Origin of the sequence: Kocuria coralli (genome assembly GCF_008831305.1) — a bacterium.
Lineage (GTDB): Bacteria > Actinomycetota > Actinomycetes > Actinomycetales > Micrococcaceae > Kocuria > Kocuria coralli.
Genome location: NZ_ML708611.1, coordinates 111,188 through 131,022, shown reverse-complemented (window position 1 = coordinate 131,022; position 19,835 = coordinate 111,188). Strand labels below are relative to the sequence as shown.

General features: G+C 69.8%; 17 protein-coding genes. 9 read left to right on the top strand and 8 right to left on the bottom strand.

What is annotated here, in order from left to right:
• Positions 1-34: 34 nt before the first annotated feature.
• The 3 genes from FCK90_RS02360 to FCK90_RS02350 form a co-directional block, all read right to left on the bottom strand.
• Positions 35-829, bottom strand: coding sequence for an ABC transporter substrate-binding protein (locus tag FCK90_RS02360; protein WP_181954163.1), 795 nt, complete (start codon positions 827-829; stop codon positions 35-37).
• The gene (locus FCK90_RS02355; RefSeq protein ID WP_158032697.1) at positions 826-1,605 is read right to left on the bottom strand and encodes an ABC transporter substrate-binding protein; all 780 of its coding nucleotides are present in this window, start codon (positions 1,603-1,605) and stop codon (positions 826-828) included. The genes FCK90_RS02360 and FCK90_RS02355 overlap by 4 nt, the downstream gene beginning before the upstream one ends.
• A 201-nt stretch (positions 1,606-1,806) precedes the next feature.
• Complete coding sequence (locus tag FCK90_RS02350) at positions 1,807-3,276, bottom strand: isochorismate synthase (protein WP_158032696.1); 1,470 nt, start codon at positions 3,274-3,276, stop codon at positions 1,807-1,809.
• A 54-nt stretch (positions 3,277-3,330) separates the two neighbouring features.
• Here FCK90_RS02350 and FCK90_RS02345 point away from each other — a divergent pair, with 54 nt between their 5' ends.
• The 5 genes from FCK90_RS02345 to FCK90_RS02325 all read left to right on the top strand — a co-directional run bounded on the left by FCK90_RS02345 (position 3,331) and on the right by FCK90_RS02325 (position 8,485).
• Positions 3,331-4,062 carry a demethylmenaquinone methyltransferase gene (locus tag FCK90_RS02345; RefSeq protein ID WP_158032695.1) on the top strand — a complete coding sequence of 244 codons (732 nt, stop codon included), beginning with the start codon at positions 3,331-3,333 and terminating at the stop codon, positions 4,060-4,062.
• Positions 4,059-5,432, top strand: coding sequence for a geranylgeranyl reductase family protein (locus tag FCK90_RS02340; RefSeq protein ID WP_158032694.1), 1,374 nt, complete (start codon positions 4,059-4,061; stop codon positions 5,430-5,432). The genes FCK90_RS02345 and FCK90_RS02340 overlap by 4 nt, the downstream gene beginning before the upstream one ends.
• A 91-nt stretch (positions 5,433-5,523) precedes the next feature.
• Positions 5,524-6,513 carry a polyprenyl synthetase family protein gene (locus FCK90_RS02335; protein WP_158032861.1) on the top strand — a complete coding sequence of 330 codons (990 nt, stop codon included), beginning with the start codon at positions 5,524-5,526 and terminating at the stop codon, positions 6,511-6,513.
• Between the two features lie 197 nt (positions 6,514-6,710).
• A complete protein-coding gene (locus FCK90_RS02330) occupies positions 6,711-8,375 on the top strand; it encodes a sodium-dependent transporter (protein ID WP_158032693.1) in 1,665 nt (554 codons plus the stop codon).
• The gene (locus FCK90_RS02325) at positions 8,372-8,485 is read left to right on the top strand and encodes a methionine/alanine import family NSS transporter small subunit (RefSeq protein ID WP_158032692.1); all 114 of its coding nucleotides are present in this window, start codon (positions 8,372-8,374) and stop codon (positions 8,483-8,485) included. Before FCK90_RS02330 ends, FCK90_RS02325 begins: the two co-directional genes overlap by 4 nt.
• A gap of 90 nt (positions 8,486-8,575) precedes the next feature.
• Here the strand turns inward: FCK90_RS02325 and rarD are convergent, their stop codons facing one another.
• Entirely contained in the window at positions 8,576-9,502 is a 927-nt protein-coding gene (rarD, locus tag FCK90_RS02320) for an EamA family transporter RarD (RefSeq protein ID WP_158032691.1), read from the bottom strand.
• A 14-nt stretch (positions 9,503-9,516) separates the two neighbouring features.
• Entirely contained in the window at positions 9,517-10,911 is a 1,395-nt protein-coding gene (locus FCK90_RS02315; RefSeq protein WP_158032690.1) for a DUF6882 domain-containing protein, read from the bottom strand.
• A gap of 128 nt (positions 10,912-11,039) precedes the next feature.
• Between FCK90_RS02315 and FCK90_RS02310 the strand changes: the two genes are divergently transcribed.
• A complete protein-coding gene (locus FCK90_RS02310; RefSeq protein ID WP_158032689.1) occupies positions 11,040-12,578 on the top strand; it encodes an SseB family protein in 1,539 nt (512 codons plus the stop codon).
• Between the two features lie 149 nt (positions 12,579-12,727).
• Here the strand turns inward: FCK90_RS02310 and FCK90_RS02305 are convergent, their stop codons facing one another.
• Both FCK90_RS02305 and FCK90_RS02300 read right to left on the bottom strand, forming a co-directional pair.
• Positions 12,728-14,248 carry a catalase gene (locus FCK90_RS02305; RefSeq protein ID WP_158032688.1) on the bottom strand — a complete coding sequence of 507 codons (1,521 nt, stop codon included), beginning with the start codon at positions 14,246-14,248 and terminating at the stop codon, positions 12,728-12,730.
• Positions 14,249-14,281: 33 nt separating this feature from the next.
• Positions 14,282-14,761 carry a Fur family transcriptional regulator gene (locus FCK90_RS02300; RefSeq protein WP_158032687.1) on the bottom strand — a complete coding sequence of 160 codons (480 nt, stop codon included), beginning with the start codon at positions 14,759-14,761 and terminating at the stop codon, positions 14,282-14,284.
• A gap of 138 nt (positions 14,762-14,899) precedes the next feature.
• Between FCK90_RS02300 and FCK90_RS02295 the strand changes: the two genes are divergently transcribed.
• The gene (locus FCK90_RS02295; protein WP_181954162.1) at positions 14,900-17,554 is read left to right on the top strand and encodes a sigma-70 family RNA polymerase sigma factor; all 2,655 of its coding nucleotides are present in this window, start codon (positions 14,900-14,902) and stop codon (positions 17,552-17,554) included.
• A 176-nt stretch (positions 17,555-17,730) separates the two neighbouring features.
• On the top strand, positions 17,731-18,621 hold the full coding sequence (gene htpX, locus FCK90_RS02290; RefSeq protein WP_158032685.1) for a zinc metalloprotease HtpX: 891 nt from the start codon (positions 17,731-17,733) through the stop codon (positions 18,619-18,621).
• Between the two features lie 42 nt (positions 18,622-18,663).
• Here htpX and FCK90_RS02285 read toward each other — a convergent pair whose 3' ends face one another.
• Positions 18,664-19,155 carry a YajQ family cyclic di-GMP-binding protein gene (locus FCK90_RS02285; protein ID WP_158032684.1) on the bottom strand — a complete coding sequence of 164 codons (492 nt, stop codon included), beginning with the start codon at positions 19,153-19,155 and terminating at the stop codon, positions 18,664-18,666.
• Between the two features lie 131 nt (positions 19,156-19,286).
• Here FCK90_RS02285 and FCK90_RS02280 point away from each other — a divergent pair, with 131 nt between their 5' ends.
• On the top strand, positions 19,287-19,685 hold the full coding sequence (locus FCK90_RS02280) for a hypothetical protein (protein ID WP_158032683.1): 399 nt from the start codon (positions 19,287-19,289) through the stop codon (positions 19,683-19,685).
• Positions 19,686-19,835 lie beyond the last annotated feature (150 nt).

Sequence of the window (19,835 nt, the reverse complement as noted above, 5' to 3'; positions counted from 1 at the left end):
ATGGTTTCCTTCTCTTAGCCGGGACTCTGGCCGGTCACTGGTGGGCGACCGGGACCCAGGTCTCGGTGATCTCCTCCAGGGTGCCGTCTTCCTTGACCCGCTCGATCGTGGCGTTGACGGCGTCGAGCATGGCGGTATCGCCCTTGCGCACGCCCACGCCGAACTGGTCGTCGGCCTGGACTTCCTCGACCACCACGAAATCCGGGTAGTCCTCGGAGTGCTGGGCGATCGGCACCAGGTCGTCCAGCACCGCGTCCACCCCGCCGCTCTCGAGGTCCTGGAACATCAGGACGTCCTCGAACTGCACCGAGTTCAGCCCGAGCTCCTTCGCCTTGGCGTCGCCCGTGGTCTGCTGCATCACGCCCACGCGGGCATCGGAGTCGAGCGCATCCTGGACGGAGCCGATGTCCGAACCGTCCTTGACGACCAGGCCGAGCTGATTGTCGAAGTAGGGCTCCGAGAAGTCCATCACCGAGCGGCGTTCGTCGGTCATCGTCAGCGCGGAGGTCACGATGTCGCACTGCCGGGTGTCCAGGGCGGCCCCCGAGACCATGGTCTCGAAGGTCAGCGCCACGTGATGGACCTCGAGATCGTTGTCCTTCGCGATCTCGGCGGCCAGGTCCATGTCCAGTCCCACCATCTCGCCGTCCTGCTCGAACTCGAACGGCGGGTAGTTGGACTCGGAGCACACCGTCAGCTGGCCCTCGGTGATGGTCTGCAGGCCGCCGTCGCCGTTGTCGTTCTCGGCGGTCGACGTGCAGCCGGTCAGGAGCAGCACGCCCGCTGCGGTAGCGCCCGTGAGGAGACGGGTCTTACGGTCGAGGATCACAGGCCCATCCACTCCTCGCGCATGCGGTCCATGGTGCCGTCGCCCTCGATGCGGTCGATGGTCGAGTTCACGGCGTCGACCATCTCGGTGTTCTCGGAGCCCACGGCCACGCCGAGCTGCTCGCCGTTGGACTCCTGGTCGGCCAGCACCACGTCCGGGTTGCCGGCCGCGCGGGTGCCCAGGACGGACACGTTGCCGATCACGGCCTCCACGCCGCCGGTCTCCAGCTTCTGCAGCATGAGCTCCACGTCCTCCTGCTGCTCGAAGTTCAGGCCGTTCTCCTCGGCGTAGGTCTGGCCCGTGGTGGCCTGCTGCACGGCGACGCGGGCATCCCCGATGTCCTCGAAGGACTGGATGTCCGAGCCCGCCGGAACCAGCAGGCCCAGCTCGTCGTCGAAGTACGACTCGGAGAAGGCCATCTGCGACTCCCGGGCCTCCGTGATGGTGATGCCGGAGATCGCGACGTCGCACTTGTTCGTGGAGAGGTCGGCGCCGGACTCGATGCCCTCGAAGCCGGTCTGGATCACGGTCTTCTCGACGTCGAGGTCGGCGGCGATCTCGTCGGCGAGATCCATGTCGAAACCGACCACCTCGCCGTCGCGCTCGAACTCGAAGGGCGTGTACGGCGTGTTGGTGCACACCGTCAGAGCGCCGTCGCTGATCAACGGGACGCCCGACTCGCTCTGGGCCTCACCGGTGGTGGAGGTGCAGCCGGAGAGGAGCAGCGCGCCGGCGCCGGCGGCCGCGAGCAGGGTGGTTGAGTGGCGGGTTCTCATGGAATACCTCGACGTCGTGTGGTGTAGGGCTGGGACATGCCCCGGACGAAGCCGCCCGGATGTGCAGGCGGCCTGAAAGGCATCGTCGCGCCGTTCGCCCCGGGCGAGGACCGCCGGGGAAGCCGGTGCAACGATCGCTTCATGGTACGCGTCCCGAGATGACCCGGAGGTTACCGGCGCGCGCGAGGACCTTCGCCCGTCCTAAGAACCGCCGGCGGACCCATCGGCGGCGACGCCGAGCGCTCCCAGCACCGGCCGCAGTTTCGCCCGGGTCTCGGCGAGCTCCTCCTCGGGCACGGAGGCGCCGACGACGCCGCAGCCCGCGTAGACCTGCGCCAGTGCCGGCGTGCGCTGCACGCCGCCCCGCAGAGCGATGCCGAAGTCCCCGTTGTGGCGGGAGTCAAGCCATCCCACCGGTCCGGCGTAGAGCCCGCGGTCCATCCCCTCGAGCTGGGTGATCGCCTCCGCCGCGGCGTGCGTCGGGGTCCCGCACACGGCCGCCGTCGGATGCACGGCCTCGACGAGTTCGAGGGCCGATGGGACGGTGCCGTCGGCCCCGGGGGTCAGCTCCGCGGCGACGTCGGAGGCCAGATGCCACACGTTGGGCAGCTCCAGCACGAACGGGTCCGCCGAGGAGCGCACCTCACGGGTGTAGGCGGCCACGGACTGCAGCAGGGAGGCGATGGCGAACTCGTGCTCGGCCCGCTGCTTGGGGTCCTCGAGCAGCTTCCGCCTGGCCCAGAGCGTGCCGTCCTGATCCCCCGGGGCGGCGGCCCTGTCCAGGGTCCCGGCCAGCACCCGCGCATGCAGCGTGCCGTCGAGCACCCGCACGAGCCGTTCGGGGGTGGCGCCGAACAGGCGGCCGGCGGACGGGCCGCGGTCGGGGTCGACGTTGACGCAGTAGGTCCAGCACGTGTCGTAGTCGCGGGCCAGCGCCCGCAGCGCACGGGGGATGTCCAGGGGCCGGTCCCGGCCGTGGACGCTCACCGCCCGGGCGAGGACGAGCTTCTGCAGGTGGCCTTCGCGGATCAGCTCCACACCGTCGGAGACGGCCGAGCACCACGAACGCGCGGCTGCCTCGTCCTCGGCCTGACGGGGAGCCGAGCCGGCCGGGAGCTCGTCCACGTGGCCCGCCGGGAAGACCCGGGGCACGAGGCGCCGCCAGGCGTCGGCGACGTCGGCCGGCTCGAGGCGGTTGCGCTCGGAGACCAGCGTGACCCAGGCGCCGTCGTGATCGTGGCCGACCACCAGCTCGGGCAGCACGAGCCCGGAGGATGCGCTCGAGGCCCGGGCGAAGGTGAAGGCGCCGAAAGCCACGGGTCCCGTGGCGGAGCGGGCGAGCGGATCGGCGATCTCCAGCTGCCCGAGCAGCCCGTCCCACCATGCGCGCGCCGCCGTGAAGCGGCCCTCGCCGGTGACGACCACGTTGGCCGCGCGGCCGAAGCCCACCAGGCCCAGGCCGCCGATGGTCCAGGTGCTGGTGCGCTCGCCGTCGAGGATCCGGCGCAGGTCGGGCTGCGCGGCGAAATCGGCCGGGACCGGGCTGCCGGGGAGCGCGGCGAGCTCGGAGAGCTCCACGGTCAGGCTCGAGCGCAGAGCGTGCCCTCGGACGGGAGGGCCGCCCGCGGGGCTGGGATCGTGGTCGGGCTCACGGGGATCGGCGGTGGACATCCCGGTCAGTCTAGACCGCGGAATGCGGCCGCGGATCAATGCCACAATGGCAGGGTGAATCGTGCAGACCTGAACAAGCGCAGAGACGCCGTGACCGCGATGTTCGACCAGGTGGCTCCGCGTTATGACCTGACCAACGACATCCTCTCGCTGGGCCAGACCCGCGGGTGGCGCAAGGCCGTGACCGAAGCCGTGGGCGCGGTCCCCGACGAAATGGTCCTGGACCTGGCCGCCGGGACCGGCAAGTCCTCGGAGCCGTACGCCGACGCCGGGGTGCAGGTGGTCGCGGCCGACCTCTCGCTGGGCATGCTGCGGGTGGGCCGTTCACGCCGGCCCGACATCGAGTTCGTGCAGGCGGACGCCACCAGGCTCCCGTTCGCCGACGACTCGTTCGACGCGGTCACGATCTCCTACGGACTGCGCAACGTCGAGGGCTACCACCGTGCGCTGCACGAGATGTTCCGAGTCACCAAGCCCGGGGGACGGCTGGTGATCGCCGAGTTCTCGACCCCCACGAACAAGCTCTTCCGCAAGGTCTACAGCGAGTACCTGATCAAGGCCCTCCCCGAGATGGCCAAGAAGGTCTCCTCGAACCCGGAGGCCTACGACTACCTCGCCGAGTCGATCGCCGCGTGGCCGGACCAGGACGGACTGGCCGGGGACATCGCCGCGGCGGGGTGGGAGGACGTGCAGTACCGCAACCTCTCGGGCGGGATCGTCGCCATCCACCGTGCGGTCAAGGGGCGGACCCCCGCGTACGGGGCACCCCAGCTCAAGCTCGCGTGAAGGTCCTGATCGCCGGCGGCGGGCCGTCCGGAGCCACCGCCGCCTATTGGCTCGCCTCCCAGGGGGTGGAGGTCACGGTCCTGGAGAAGACCTCCTACCCGCGGGAGAAGGTCTGCGGCGACGGCCTGACCCCCCGCGCGGTCCGCGAGATGCAGCTCATGGGCCTGCCGCACGGGCCGGAGCACGGGTACCGGTCCAACAAGGGCCTGCGCATCCGGGCGAGGGGCCGCGCCATCGAGGTTCCGTGGCCCAGCCTCACCGACTTCCCCGCCTACGGGCTGGTGCGCTCCCGGGTCGGGTTCGACCAGCATCTCGCCGAGCACGCGCGTGCCCAGGGGGCGCAGGTCCTCGAGCGCCGCTCGGTGACCGAGACGGTCCGCGACGGCGACGGCCGGGTCCGCGGCCTGAGCGCCGCCGTACTGGACGAACGGGGCCGCCGGACCGGTGAGACGGAGCGGCACCTGGCGGACCTGGTGCTGGCCTGCGACGGCGTCTCCTCCCGGACCGCCGTGTCCGCCGGGCTGCACCGGAGGCGCGACCGCCCCATGGGGGTCGCCGTCCGCACCTACTACGAGACGCCCCGCAGCGATCTCGACTGGATGGAAGGGTGGCTGGAGCTCACCGACGGCACCGACCCCCAGGGCCGGCTGCTGCCGGGCTACGGCTGGGTGTTCGGGGTCGGCGACGGAACGGCCAACGTCGGCCTGGGCATCCTGGACACCTCCCCGGCCTTCGGCAAGCTCGACTACAAGAAGGTCCTGGCCGACTGGGCCGCCTCCATGCCGGAGGAATGGACCTTCGACCCCGAGCACCAGCGGGGCCGGGTGCTCTCCGCAGCCCTGCCGATGGCCTTCAACCGGACTCCCCACTGGATCCCCGGCATGATGCTGCTGGGCGACTCGGCCGGGCTGGTCTCGGCCTTCAACGGCGAGGGGATCTCCAATGCCATGGAATCGGCCCGCTACGCCGCGGAACACATCCTCGAGGCCATAGGGGCCAACGGTCCCGCGCAGCGGGAGGCCGTGCTGGCGCGCTATCCCCAGCGCCTGGCCGCGGAATGGGGCGCTCATTTCACCCAGGGACGCCTGCTGGCGGAGGCCATCGGACATCCGCGGATCATGAAGGCGGCCCTTGCCACGGGGATGTCCGTGCCGCCGCTCATGCGATTCGTGGTGCAGACGATGGCCGAGCTGACGGACCGCCCCCCGCGCAGCTGGCAGGATCACGCCGTCGCCGTCCTGGACGCCTTGACACCGCCCACCTCCAACAGGGCTGCGCCCCGGAAACCGGGCCACCGGGCAGCTGGGACGGAGCCGGGAGCCGGGGCGAAAGCGACTGCAGAAACCAGTAGAGTGAACCACCGTGACTGAATCCTCTCCGGCCCCGCAGCGGCCCGACGACCCCCGCCCCGAGGAGGGCGGGCCCGTCGGCGACGACACGGAGACCCTGCTGCCCGTGGGCATGGAGGCCATCGCGCAGGACCCCCAGCTCGGGGGCCGGCTGCTCACCGCCATGGACGAGGTCGAGCAACGGCTGGGCCTCCAGGTCGCAAGCTCCGATCCGCTGATCGCGGTCACCGCCTCCCATCTGCTCAGGGCCGGGGGCAAGCGGATCCGCCCCCTGCTGACCCTGCTGGCCGCCGAGATCGGGGGAGGCATCAACGACGAGGTGATCAACGCCTCCGTCGTCGTCGAGCTGACCCATCTCGCCTCGCTCTACCACGACGACGTCATGGACTCCGCCCCCGTCCGCCGGGGCGTGGAGACGGCGCACACCGTCTGGGGCAACAACGTGGCGATCCTGACGGGGGACCTGATCTTCGCCCGGGCTTCCACGCTCGTGTCCAGCCTGTCGGGACGCGCCTACCAGATCCAGGCGCAGGCCTTCGAGCGGCTCGTCGTGGGCCAGCTCCAGGAGACCTCAGGACCCCCGGAGGGTATGGACCCGCTGGAGCACTACATCCAGGTGCTCTCGGGCAAGACCGGTTCCCTGATCGCCGCCTGCGGGACGTACGGTTCCATGCTTGCCGGAGCCTCCGCGCAGGTTCAGGAGATCATGGAGTCATACGGCGAAAAGATCGGAGTGGCCTTCCAGCTCGCCGATGACGTGATCGACATCACCTCGACCTCCGGCGAGACGGGCAAGACCCCGGGCACCGACCTCCGAGAGGGCATCCCGACCCTGCCCGTGCTGATGCTGCGCAGGATGGCCGCCGACGGCGACGCCTCGGCGCAGGAGGTGCTCACGCTGGTCGACGGCGACCTGAGCACGGACGAGGCCCTCGCCCAGGCCGTTGCGGCCCTTGCCGGCCATGCGGCGATCGAGGGCTCCTGGTCCGTGGCGGAGGCATGGGTGGCCGATGCGGAGGCCACCCTGGAGCCGTTGCCGGAGAGCACGGCCAAGCAGGCCCTGCACAGTTTCGCGCGCGGCATGGTGCACCGCTCCGCGTGAGCACGGGTAACCTGAACGCTCAAGCCGTCCATCCGGCCACCCTCACCGGAGACCACGGAACCAACCGGAACTGAGCCGTACAGACTTCCGAAGGCTGGCGGCGCCTGAGCACCACGAGGTGGACAGTGTCCTCACCGAAGTCCGCACCTCCCGCTGCCGGTCAGCGCGAGGTCTTTTCGAACCGAACAGTCTTCATCATGGCCGCCATGGGGTCGGCCATCGGCCTGGGCAATATCTGGCGTTTCCCGTACATCGCGTACGAGAACGGCGGCGGCGCCTTCATGATCCCCTATCTGGTGGCCTTGCTCTCCGCCGGCCTCCCCCTGCTGATGCTCGACTACGCGGTGGGTCACCGGTACCGGGCCTCGGCGCCCTTGTCCTACCGTCGCCTGCACCCCAAAGCCGAGTTCCTCGGCTGGTGGCAGCTGTGCATCTGCTTCGTGATCGCCGCCTACTACGGCGTGATCATCGCCTGGGCGGGCTCCTACACGATCTTCTCCGTGACGGAGGCCTGGGGGGACGACGCCGAGGGCTTCTTCATGGGCCAGTACCTCCAGGTGGCCGACCACGTCGCGCCGGGCTTCGACTTCGTCCCGCAGGTCCTGGTGGGGCTGGCCCTGGTGTGGGTGGTCCTGCTCGTCGTCATGGCACTGGGCGTGCAGCGCGGCATCGGGCGCTTCAACGTGATCTTCATACCGCTGCTGCTCGTCATGTTCGCGGCCATGGTGATCATCGCCCTCACCCTGGACGGCGCTGCCAGCGGTCTGGACGCGCTGTTCACCCCGGACTGGTCAGCGCTCTCCGACAGCACCGTGTGGATGGCTGCCTACGGGCAGATCTTCTTCTCCCTGTCCGTGGGCTTCGGCATCATGGTCACCTACGCCTCCTATCTCAAGCGCAAGTCGGATCTGACCAGTACGGCGCTGGTGGTCGGATTCGCCAACTCGAGCTTCGAGATCCTCGCGGGCATCGGTGTCTTCGCCGCCCTGGGCTTCATGGCCACGGCCTCCGGCGTGGGCGTCGGCGACGTGGTCTCCAGCGGCATCGGCCTGGCGTTCATCGCCTTCCCGACGATCGTCTCCGAGGCCCCGCTGGGCGGGCTGCTGGGGGTCCTGTTCTTCGGCGCCCTGACCTTCGCGGGCTTCACGTCCCTGATCTCGATCGTCGAGGTGATCATCGCCGGCATCCAGGACAAGCTGGGCCTGGGCCGCCTGGCGGGGACCCTGACCGTCGTCATCCCGCTGGCGGCAGCCTCCCTCCTGCTGTTCCCGACGACCACCGGGCTGAACCTCCTGGACATCACCGACGCCTTCGTCAACAACTTCGGTATCGTCGCCGCCTCCCTGGTGGCCGTGATCCTGCTGTCCTCCGGGCTCTCCGCCCTCCCGGGCCTGCGCGACCACCTCAACGCGGTCTCCGCGTTCAAGGTGGGCAGGACGTGGATGATCTTCATCGGCGGCGTGGCGGTGGTCGTGCTGGGCTACACGATCATCGGCCAGATGACCACGGTGCTGGCCGAAGGGTACGGCGGTTTCCCGACCTGGTACGTCATGACCTTCGGATGGGGCATGGCCATCGCCCTGGTGGTCATCTCCGTGATCGTCTCCCGGATCCCCTGGTCCAAGAGGTCCCGCGGCGCTCAGCCTTCGCCGGCCCTTCCCGTACTGGACCCGGGGGTCGACCAGAAGTACCTCAAGGGCGGATTGATCCCCACCCTGACCAGCTCGGCGGTGGTCGACGGCACGCCGTGGAGCGACCGCGACTCCGACAAGGAAGCCGCCGCCGAGCCGTGGGCCGGAGCGGAGCCCACCGAGACCGGCCCCGCCGAGCCCGCAGCGACCCGAGAGGAAGGCACCCGATGAGCACCGAGGCAATCATCATGTTGGTCGTGGCCGGCGTGACGGTCTGGGGCGGCCTGGGCGCAGCGATCCTGAACCTGCGCCGTTCACCGGACGAGGGCGGCGACGAGTAGCGCAGGCACCGCCATCCTCGCGGTTCACCCCGGTCTCCTGCCGGGCATCCGATGCCGGATGCCCGGCAGGAGACCGGGGTTCGCCGTCTTCTAGGAGAGGCGTTCGCGCCGTCGCCGGGGGCCGCGGGAGGCATCGACCAGCAGCACGACGACGGCGACCCAGACGATCCCGAAACCCAGCCAGCGGTCCAGGGGCATGGCCTCGTGGAAGATCACGACCGCGATCACGAACTGCAGGATCGGCGCGATGTACTGCAGCATCCCCACGGTGCTCAGGGGGATCCTGGCGGCTGCCAGACCGAAGAGCAGCAGGGGGACCACGGTGACGGCGCCCGTGGCGGCCAGCAGCGCCGTATGCAGCGCGCCGTGCCCGCCCAGCGTCAGGCCGCCGTCCGCAGCGAGCCAGGCGCACAGCACGGCCGCGACGGGCGTGATCGCGAGGGTCTCGAGGGTCAGCGAGACCAGCGCCGGCCAATCGGCACCCAGCATGGACTTCGTCAGCCCGTAGATCCCGAAGCTGAAGGCCAGCCCCAGGGAGAGCCACGGCACCTGACCGTAGAACACGGACATCACCACCACGGCCGCCAGGCCCAGGCCCACAGCCGCCCACTGGAGCCGGCGCAGCCTCTCCCGCAGCACCACGACGCCCAGGGCGATCGCGACGATGGGATTGATGAAGTACCCGAGGGAGGCCTCCAGGGTGTGCCCCGTCGTCGTGGCGATCGTGTAGAGAAGCCAGTTGCAGCCGATGAGCACCCCGGACAGCAGGAAGAGCCCCAGGGCCTTCGGCTGGGTGAATGCGGCCACGAAGCGCCCGAACTGGCCGGAAAGCACCAGGAGGACCAGGCACAGGGCCAGCGAGAAGAGCACCCGCAGGGCGACGATCTCCCAGGCTCCGGCGGGAGCGAGCGCCACGAAGTACAGGGGCAGCAGCCCCCATAACCCGTAGGCGCTCACGCCGAAGAGCACGCCCCGGCGGCTCTCCTCGGAGTCCCGGGCCAGGTATGGTCCGGTCATGTACTACGGTCCGGTCACACGCCGAAGAAACGGCTGAAGAAGCCCTTCTTGCGCGGCCGCTCGTCCTGCTCGCGCGGCTCGTCCTCGGCGGGTGCGGGCTCCGCCTCGTCCTCCGCGCGTTCGACGGGCTCCACGGCCTCCTCGCCCACGGGACGGGCGACGGCAGGCTCCTCGACACGGGGCTGCACGACCTCCGGCTGAACCTCGGCGGCCTCGCCGTCGGACCCGGGCTCCTCGTCCGCGGCAATGGTCTCGGGCGACTCCGCAGCGGGCGCCTCCCGGTCCGCGGTCTCGTCGGAGAAGCCGTCCGTCCCCTCGAGGACCTCCGACGGCTCGGTGTCCGGCTGGGCGTTGCGGTCCTCCGCCACGCCCTCGGCGTCGCGTTCCTCGGCCAGGGAGGGCACGGTCGTGGTGGTGACCTCGCCCGGGGCGACGTCGCGGCGCGGCTCCTGGTCGTACGGCAGGTCCTCGCCGGCCTCGGCGGAACCGGGGACGGGCGCCTCGAGATCCTCGCGGGAGAGCTCCGCGGGCAGCGGCTCCTGGGAATCGTCCACGGGAGACCCGGAGGAGACGGCGGCCGCCGTCGCCTCGCGACGCGCGGATTCCTCCTCCGCCCGTGCGGTGGTGTCCCGGACGGCCTGCTCGTCGGCGATCCGGCGGGCGTCGGCGCGGTCGGCCCCGAGCGCCTCCCGGCGGGTCCGCGCATCCTGCTCGAGGCGGGTGAGATCGGCTTCGGAGACGGCCGATTCCGCGGGCTCGACACCCGAGATCTGATGGTCCTCGAACCAGAAGCGCATGGCGCCGTCGCGGGTGGTGACGACGCACGTGGCGTCCGTGTCCCATTCGATGTGGAGACCGCGCAGGCGGGCGTAGGAGTCCAGGGCGCGGTTGTGGTCCACCGCCGTGCCGGTCTGCAGCGCCTCGGCGATGACCTGCATCATGGCCCCCACGGAGATCGGCGCGAGCTCCAGCTCGGGGCCCTCCAGAAGCAGCCAGGCGGTGACCTGCTTGCCCACGCGGGCGGGGTAGTGCGCCCAGACCCCGGTGAGGGCCTTCGAAGCCAGTGTCAGCTGGCGGGCCAGACCGTCCCGGGTGGGCAGCTCGTCGGTGATCAGCTCGGGGACGTCGGCGCGCGCCCCGGACTCACGGGACTGGACCGCGGCGGCGACCACCTCGGAGGGGAAGTGGCCGAGCTCCTGCCACGACCACACCCAGGAACCGCGCTGCTCGGAGTCCGTGCCCAGCAGGTGGGGGGTCAGGACGACGGGCGGATCGGACTGCAGGGTGAAGGAGGGCACGGAGAAATCCACGTCCCACTCGACGCCCTGGCTCAACTCGGCCAGCCGGGCCTGATGCTCGGTCGAAATGAAGATCGAGTCGTCGATCAGTTCCTGCAGAGAAGTCGTCATGACCACAGGCTAGCAACGGGCGGGGCCGGGAGCATTCGACGCCGCAAGCCTGAAGGAGATTGTGAGCGGAACATCATCCGGATCCGTGCCCGAGTGTGGGCCGCGGGCTCTGCCGATATGGTGGGGACATGACGACGCAGGAGGAACGGGAACCCGGGCTGAGCCCCCTGGAGCGGGCGGGAACGCACGTCGCGGCCAGGCTCAGCGACGAGCACCTCGCCGAGGCGCTGCGGGACGAGCTCCGCTCCGTCGGCAACTGGATCCTGGGGGTGCTCAACGCGCAACCCGGCTGGGACCTCATGAAGGTGGACCTCAAACCCCAGGGAGGGCGCACGTGGCTGCGCATCACGGAGCACCGCGCGGACCGCGCCGTGCCCGGCACCGTGGGCCCGATCAAGCCCGGCAGCCCGATCCTGCGCCGGATCAACCGGCTGCAGTCCCTGTCCTACCGTCCCGGCCGCGGCACCTGGCTGTCCACCACGATCACGGTCAGCGCCGAGGGCTGGCCCGAGCCCTCCTACTCGTTCACGGCCTCGCATAATTTCGACGATCGCCCGCCCGTGCTGGGGGAGGAGGGCCCGTACCAGGTGGGGGATGCCCTCGAGCATTTGGAGGTCTTCCCCCGTACGGAGGCCCGCGTGCCCGAATGGCTGGCGGAGATGGCCGGCGAGGCGGATCTGCCCGTTCACGTCCTGCCCCCCGACGCGGAGGACGAGGCGGCCCCGGCGGGCACGGTCAACCCCCGGTTGCGCGAAGCCGTCGCGGGGTTCTCGGCCTCCCCCTCGGAGGAAGCCATGATCGAGGTCCTGCGCCAATGCACCGCGGGCAACCTGATCGTGGACGCCAGCGGTTCCGACCTGGTCCGCGGCACCGACGGCCAGATCACTCCCGACTCGACGATACGGCTGCAGAGCTTCGCCGAATCCGACGGCACCCGGTCCCTCGCCGCCTACACGGCCGAGACGGAGGCGAGGGCGATGTTCGAGCGTTCCGGTCAGGAGGGCGAGGCGGTGCTGCTGCGCCGACCCGCCGTCGCCGTCCTCGAGCTCGTGGCGGCCGACGAGCAGTACGACCATCTCGTGCTGGACGCCGGCGGCGCCTCATGCCGGATACCGCGGCGCCAGATCGAGTGGCTGCTGTCCTCGCCGCGCAACGACGTCGCCAAGAACGGGCTGGTGCTGGGCAGCGTCCCCCAGGTGCTCTCCGGCATGGTCGGGGCCGACAGCTCCCTGCTCCTGGGGGTCCGCGCCCTGCCGGAGGCCTCCGGGCCGCAGGACGTCGAGCCGGTCTGGGCCAGGCCAGAGGAAGGGCAGGAGGCGGACACGCTGCTGCTGTTCACCTCCGCAGCCGAGGTCGCCGCCCTGGATCCCACGCTGGAGATCCGCGCCGCCGCGGCCAGGGACGTCCTGCGCTACGCGCTCGGAACGGGCGCCGCTCACGTCTGCCTGAATGCCCGCCCGCCCGTGGCCTCGTTCAGCATGGAGGACATCCGTGAGGTGCTGCTGTCCGTGGAGGACGGCGCGGACGAAGGACCGGCGGGCAGCGGCGGCCAGGGGCAGGGCCTCGGGGACCCCTCCGATCCGCTGAACGATCCGCTGAACCTGAGCGATGGCTCCCCGGGGGCCGCCGACCCCGCGACGATCGACCCCGGGGATTTCTCCCGCTAGATCCGGGCTCCCGGACCCGGACCCGGACCCAGTCAGGCTCGAAGACCGAAAGACCGGCGCCCGGTCACGACACTGTCGTGACCGGGCGCCGGTCTTCAGGACGGTCCTCCGCGATCAGCCCGTAGGCCGACCCCCTGAGGGAGCCCGGCTCAGACGTACTTGGCGTCCGCGCCGGCGTTCGCGGCGTAGGCGTCGCGGACGCGCTGGCCCAGCTCGCTGTGCACGTTCTCCCAGTACTGGAAGGCGCGCTCCAGGATGACGTCGTCGTTCACGTCGCCCAGGTGGCCCGCGATGTTCTCGACCAGCACCTGCTGCTGCTCGGCGTTCATCACCTCGGAGTAGAGGATGCCCGGCTGACCGAAGTCGTCGTCGGCCGAGTGCAGGGTCGCGGCGGCGCGCACCATCTCGCCGTCGGTCTCCCAGCGCATCTCGTCGGCGGGCTTGACGCCCTGACCCGCCACCGGACCGCCGGCGGTGTTCGGTGCGTACACCGGCTGGTTCGGGGCCTTGAAGGTGTAGCGCATGGGGCCGTCCTGCGCGTAGCTGTTCTGCTCCGCGTAGTGCGGGTAGTTCACGGGCAGGTCGGCGAAGTTCGCGCCGATGCGGTGACGGTGCGTGTCCGGGTAGGAGAACACCCGGGTCATCAGCATCTTGTCCGGGGAGATCTCGTGGCCCGGAACGGTGTTGCCCGGCGAGAAGGCGGCCTGCTCGATCTGCGCGAAGTAGTTCAGCGGGTTCTGGTTCAGGGTGAACCGGCCGACCTTGATGCGCGGGTAGTCGCTCTTCGGCACGGTCTTGGTCACGTCGAAGATGTTGTACTTGTAGGTCTTGGCGTCCTCGTAGGGGATCACCTGGACCTCGACGGACCACGACGGGTACTCGCCGCGCTCGATGGCGTCGTACAGGTCGCGGCGGTGGGCATCGGCGTCCTGGCCGGCGATCTCGGCGGCCTCCTCGCCCGTGAGCCCCTCGACGCCCTGCTCGGAGATGAAGTGGTACTTCACCCAGAACCGCTCGCCGTCGGCGTTGACCCACTGGAACGTGTGCGAACCGTAGCCGTTCATGTGACGCCAGGTCTTCGGGATGCCGCGCTCGCCCATCAGGTAGGTCACCTGGTGAGCGGACTCCGGGGACTGGGTCCAGAAGTCCCACTGCATGGTGTTGTCACGGAGCCCGGAGCCGGGCAGGCGCTTCTGGGAGTGGATGAAGTCCGGGAACTTGATGCCGTCGCGGATGAAGAACACCGGGGTGTTGTTGCCCACGATGTCCAGGTTGCCCTCGGTCGTGTACAGCTTCATGGCGAAACCACGCGGATCGCGCCAGGTGTCGGGAGAGCCCTGCTCGCCGGCGACGGTGGAGAACCGCAGCAGCATCGGGGTCTTGGTACCCGGCTGGAACGCGGCCGCCCGGGTGTACTGCGAGACGTCCTCGGTGACCTCGAACTCGCCGAAAGCGCCGCCGCCCTTGGCGTGGACGACGCGCTCGGGGACGCGCTCACGGTCGAAGGCGGCAAGCTTCTCGACGACGTAGGAATCGTGCAGGGCGATGACCCCGTCCGGGCCGCCGCTGGTCAGCGAATGGGCGTCCGACTGGACCGGCTTGCCCAGCTGGTCGGTGGTGAAATCGCCGGTGGGACGCAACCCGACATCGTGAACGTTCTTGTCCGACATGATGATCCTCCTGGTCAGGAATCGAAGTAGGAACTACAGGCGTGATTCAGGATCGGCCCGCGACTGGCAGGCACTGCACAGACCCCGGTACACGACCTCGGCGGACAGCAGCTGCATACCGTGGTCGTGGGACGGCGTCAGGCAGGGGGCATGGCCGACCGCGCAGTCGACGTCGTCCACCCGGCCGCAACGTACGCAGTACGCGTGGTGGTGGTTGTCGCCGGTGCGGGTCTCGTACAGCGCCGGAGAGGCCGGTGGCTCGAACTTCCGCACCAGGTCCAGGTTCGTCAGGTCCGCCAGGACGACGTACACGGACTGCGTGGAGATCGAGGGAAGCTGCTCGCGCACCTGCGCCGCGATCTCGTCTGCCGAGGAGTGCGGGCGCCGGTCGGTGGCCTGCAGCACTGCCAGTCGCTGTTTCGTCACACGACGGCCGAGGGAACGGAGCCTGGCGCCCCACTCCTCGGAGGCCACGAGTTCGTGGCTCGGTGTCGTCGTGACTGATCGCTGCATGCAAACCACCCTACTCAATATTCTGAATTTCTCACAATAAGGATGGGCGAAGCGCCGGTCGCGAGTGTCCGAGATGACATCAACGCTGGTCAGAGAGTCTTGGTCCCGCAGGGCCCGCGGCGTAGACTCTTTCGAAATGTGCCCGAAGAAACCTCATCGGGTATCCGCGCACAGCGCGGAGCACAGCCCGAGCAGGCTACGAGGAGATCGAACCGAGGAGACCCCACCATCGTCCCGCAGCGCCCTGAAGACTCAGCTTCCCACCGCGAACCGGATGCCGCCGAAGTCGTGAACGACGGCGGCGATCAGTCCATCCGACCTTCGGGAGCCGGGAGCGCGGGCCAGGGGGATGCCGGCAGCGGCTCCACCGACGGCGGCAGCATCGCAGCCGAGGCCGGCCACGCTGATGCCGAGCAGGCCGTAGGGGACGAACAGCTGCTCGAGGCCGTGCGAGCCGGGGACGAGTCCTCATACGGGGTGCTGTACGAGCGTCATCGTTCGACCGCCCTGAACGTGGCGCGGATGCATACCCGTAACTTCCAGGACGCCGAAGACCTGATCTCGGAGGCCTTCGCGCGGGTCCTCCAGATCATCCGCAAGGGCGGCGGACCCCGGAAGTTCCTGCGCAGCTACCTGGTCACCACCATCGGACGCCTGGCAGTGGACCAGGGGGTGGCCTCCGGCAAGGTCCAGCCGGTCGGTGAAGAGGAGCAGCTGGACAGGCCGGAGGAGTTCGACGACGTCGTCGTCAAGCAGTGCGAGGCGGTTTCCGCCGCCAATGCCTATACCTCCCTGCCGGAGCGCTGGCAGGCCGTGCTCTGGCACACCGAAGTGGAGGGCATGAAGCCCCGTGCCGTGGCGGGGGCGCTCGGGATGACGCCCAACGCCGTCTCGGCCCTGACCAAGCGCGCACGCGAAGGGCTGCAGGCCGCCTATCTGCAGGCCCAGGTCTCGAGCGCGGCCACGGAGCACTGCCCAGAAGTCGCCCATCAGCTGGGCGCCTTCGTCAAGGGAAGTCTCGGGTCGCGTGCCCGTCGTCAGGTGCAACAGCATCTGGACACCTGCCCGCGGTGCACGGCGGAATATCTGCAGCTGCTGGACTTGGGCGTCGGTATGCGCACCTGGATCCTGCCCGCTCTGGCGGCCCTGTCGCTGTGGGGCACGGAGTCCAAGGTCCTGGCGGCGCTCACGGTCTCAGGCACCGGAGCCGGGGTCGCGGGGACCACCAGGCTGCCGGCCCCCGACGCCCCAGCAGGAGGCGAAGGCGCGGCACCCGAGGGGGCCGAGGCTGTCGCCGAGGGCGCTGGATCCGCTGGACCGCAGGCCGAGGCCGTCGTCGTGCCGGGTGCCCAGACAGCGGGCTCGGGGGCAGCGGGTTCCACTGCAGCCGGTTCGGGAGCAGTCGGTGCAGCCGGGGCGAGTGCGCCCGTCGGCGTGGCCGCCGGCGGCGCCGGCCTGGGCCTGAAAATCGCCGTCGGAGCGGTGGCTGCGTCCGCCGCGGTCGCCCTGGTGGGGGTCGGCGTGAACACCCTGGTGCAGGAGGACGGCGCCAACAACGCGACCACCCTCGGCGGGCTCCCCTTCCCCGCCAGCGGGGACGTCACCGTCGAGGCGGAGCCGGCGGACGACGGCGCCGGTGAGCAGACGAGCGAACAGACCGGCGGGAACCAGGTGCAGGCGCCCCAGCCCGGTGGAGAGACGTCGAGGGGTGATTCCGGCTCGATCGCCGAGGCCATGCGCTCCATCGCCGCGGACGAATCCTTCGGTACCGGAATGACGACCTTCGATCGAAGCGACCGTCCCTTCGGCCAGGAGAATCCGGCGGGCTCGACCGCACAGGATGCAGCGGAGTACTTCCGGGCCGGTCCCGCTCAGCAGGGGGGATCCGGTCAGGGCGGCGCGGAGTACTCCATGCCCGGGACCTCGGGCCCGTCGTGGAACTCCGGCGTCGGAGATCCCGCCCCGGTGATCCCCTCCACGGACCCGAACGCACCGGGAAACCCCACGACCGGACCGGTCGCGCCCGCCGAACCGGCCCCGACCACTCCGCCGAGCGTACCCGGCACCGGTGCGGGCACGGGCGGGACCACTCCCGACGGAGGCGGCGCTCCCAGCACGCCCGCTCCGGGCGAGGACACCGGCGCAGGGGGCGACCCCGTGACCTCACCGGGTGATGACGCCCCGGCGGCTGAGCCCGAGAGCCCCTCGGCCGAGGACTCCGATACCGGTACGCCCCAGGCCTTCTTCCGGATCCAGCAACCCGCGTCGGATCCCGTGACCGGCTCGGAGAGCGGATCCGCCGCTGAATCGGAATCCAGCGAACCCGCTGCTGAGGACCCGCCTGCTGAGGACCCGCCTGCGGAAGAGCCCGCCGGCGAATCCGTGAACGAATCCGCGACCCAGGCGGAGCCGGCCCCCGAACCGACGGCGGAGTCCGCGCCGACGGCCGACCCCGAAGCGGCACCCGTCGACCCCGAACCGCAGCCGGCGCCGACCGTCGCCCCCCAGCCCGAACCGGCGCCCGAGCCCGAGTCGGAAGCGACGACCGAGCCCGAGGCGGTGCTCGAACCGGCGCCTGAGCCGGAGGCGACGGCCGTCCCCGAGCTGGCGCCCGAGCCCTCGGTACAGCCCGAGCCGACGTCCCCGCCCCTGATCCAGCCGCAGCCAGCGGAAGAGACCACCGACAGTGCTGGTTCCAGCGAGGAACCAGGGTCCTGGGAGCGCGCGGGACAGCCGACGTGGTCGGGAGGCTGGTGGATCTGGACGATCAAGGGATGGGCCTGGCACCCCTGATCGTGACGCCCGGGTGGAGCGAATGCCCGTATCCTCGTGAGTGACTGACTGTTTCATCGGTATTCGCCGAATCGCCCCATCTGACGGAACACCGTGGTGGCGGCGGCCGTTGATTCCGATGAGGCGGCCGCGATCCGGTACGCCACGTTTCACAGAGGTAAGGGTGAGCATTCAGAATGCACCGTCATTTCAACGGTTTGAAGACCGTGGCCCTACTGGGCGGCATGTGGTTCCTGTTGCTGGCCATCGGCTGGGGCGTGGCCACGGCCGCCAACAGTTCGGTCTTCATCCTGCTGTTCGCGCTGATCGGCCTGGCGACCACGGCCTACAGCTACTGGAACAGCGACAAGATCGCGCTGCGCTCCATGCGCGCCGTCCCCGTGACGGAGCAGCAGGCCCCGGATCTCTACCGCGTGGTGCGTGAGCTCTCGCATCAGGCAGGGCAGCCCATGCCAAGGCTCTACGTCTCGCCCACCATGAGCCCCAACGCCTTCGCCACCGGCCGCAACCCTCAGAACGCGGCCGTGTGCTGCACCGAAGGCATCCTGCAGCTGCTCGACGAGCGCGAACTGCGCGGTGTGCTGGGACACGAGCTCATGCACGTCTACAACCGCGACATCCTGACCTCATCGGTGGCCGCGGCTATCGCGGGCGTGATCACCTCCGTGGCGCAGATGCTGCAGTTCGCCGCGATCTTCGGGGGTCGCAGCGACGACAACCGAGGCAACCCCCTTGCCGGACTGGCCATCGCCTTCCTGGCGCCCATCGCCGCCACGGTCATCCAATTGGCGATCTCACGGACCCGCGAGTACGACGCCGACGAGGACGGCGCCAAGCTCACCGGTGACCCCATGGCCTTGGCCAATGCCCTGAACAAGATCGAGAACGGGGTGCACGCCCGGCCCCTCAGCGCCAACGATCAGAGGGTGGTCAACACCTCGTCCATGATGATCGCCAACCCCTTCGCGGGGCGGGGGATGGCCAACCTCTTCCGGACCCACCCGCCGACGGCCGACCGGATCGCCCGCCTGCAGAACATGGCCCGCAACGGTTACACCGAACGCTGAGCACGGGGCGCCGCCCCGATCAACCGGTCCCGGTCGGCCGGTTCAGCGGAAGTTGACGAACTGGAGATCGACGTCGACGTCGGCCGACTTGAGCAGGGTGATGGTCTCCTGCAGGTCGTCCCGGGACTTCGAGGAGACCCGCAGTTCGTCGCCCTGGATCGTGGCCTTGACGGACTTGGGAGCCTCGTCACGGACGAGCTTGCTGATCCTCTTCGCCTGATCCTGGGCGATGCCCTCCTTGATCGAGGCCTCGATGCGGAACTCCTTGCCGGAGGCATAGGGCTCGCCGGCCTCCAGGGACTTCAGGGAGATTCCGCGCTTGACCAGCTTCGACTGGAAGACGTCCAGGACGGCGACGGCGCGTTCCTCCGAGTTGGCCTTGATCAGGATCTTCTCGCCGGAGAAGTCGATCTCGGCTCCCACGCCCCGGAAGTCGTAACGTTGCGACACTTCCTTCTGCGCCTGGTTCAGGGCGTTCGAGACCTCCTGCTTGTCCACTTTGCTCACAACATCGAACGTCGAGTCGCTGGCCACGGTGTTCTCCTTGGGTCGAGGGGGCGGGGCCCGGAGCGGGTCCCCATGATCTAGACCTCAGTCTAGATGTGTGATGGTTTTGTGATGGCACAACGAGGATTTACGCAGGTGAATCCGGCAGACTGCAGAACATGAGCGAATCGTCGTCGGAGGTTCCGCGCCGATCCCTGCTCTCCAGCGGGGTATCGCACCTGAACCGACAAGCTGCACGTACCGGCAAAGCTGCCGTGGGCACTGTTCTGGCTGCTGCGCTGATGTCGGGGATCGCGATCGCCCCAGCCTCGGCCACCGAGACCACGACTGAACCGCCCGCCATCAGCCCCGGCCAGATCCCGGCGGCAGACCTCGGCCAGGGAGAGCTGTGGTCGCTGTCTGCTGCTCCCGCCACGGAGGCCCCGTCCGTCTCCGTCACGGAACGCCTCGGCGGCGTGGCCGAGGAACTGGACCAGGCTGTCAGCCGAGGGGAAGTCACGCTCGAGCAGGCCCTCGCCTTCTTCGCCCAGATCCAAGCGCGCGTCTCGGCGGCCTGAACCGCCTCGGAGCGACCGGCTGGCCGGAGTCGTGGCCCTTCCCCGTAGCCGGAGTGCAGGGAATCAGCATCTCCGGGCCCCGGGGTCTCCCTGAGGATTTGGCGACCCGCGCCTCTTTCAGTAGGGTTATATCGCTCCCGGCACGGGAGC

Bases quoted from the DNA above. Each gene is read 5' to 3' on its own strand.
- FCK90_RS02300 (WP_158032687.1), bottom strand. From the start codon at position 14,761: ATGCAGCGATCAGTCACGACGACACCGAGCCACGAACTCGTGGCCTCC.
- FCK90_RS02350 (WP_158032696.1), bottom strand. From the start codon at position 3,276: ATGTCCACCGCCGATCCCCGTGAGCCCGACCACGATCCCAGCCCCGCG.
- FCK90_RS02305 (WP_158032688.1), bottom strand. From the start codon at position 14,248: ATGTCGGACAAGAACGTTCACGATGTCGGGTTGCGTCCCACCGGCGAT.
- FCK90_RS02310 (WP_158032689.1), top strand. From the start codon at position 11,040: ATGACGACGCAGGAGGAACGGGAACCCGGGCTGAGCCCCCTGGAGCGG.
- FCK90_RS02315 (WP_158032690.1), bottom strand. From the start codon at position 10,911: ATGACGACTTCTCTGCAGGAACTGATCGACGACTCGATCTTCATTTCG.
- htpX (WP_158032685.1), top strand. From the start codon at position 17,731: ATGCACCGTCATTTCAACGGTTTGAAGACCGTGGCCCTACTGGGCGGC.
- FCK90_RS02330 (WP_158032693.1), top strand. From the start codon at position 6,711: ATGGCCGCCATGGGGTCGGCCATCGGCCTGGGCAATATCTGGCGTTTC.
- FCK90_RS02355 (WP_158032697.1), bottom strand. From the start codon at position 1,605: ATGAGAACCCGCCACTCAACCACCCTGCTCGCGGCCGCCGGCGCCGGC.
- FCK90_RS02335 (WP_158032861.1), top strand. From the start codon at position 5,524: ATGGAGGCCATCGCGCAGGACCCCCAGCTCGGGGGCCGGCTGCTCACC.
- FCK90_RS02280 (WP_158032683.1), top strand. From the start codon at position 19,287: ATGAGCGAATCGTCGTCGGAGGTTCCGCGCCGATCCCTGCTCTCCAGC.
- rarD (WP_158032691.1), bottom strand. From the start codon at position 9,502: ATGACCGGACCATACCTGGCCCGGGACTCCGAGGAGAGCCGCCGGGGC.
- FCK90_RS02325 (WP_158032692.1), top strand. From the start codon at position 8,372: ATGAGCACCGAGGCAATCATCATGTTGGTCGTGGCCGGCGTGACGGTC.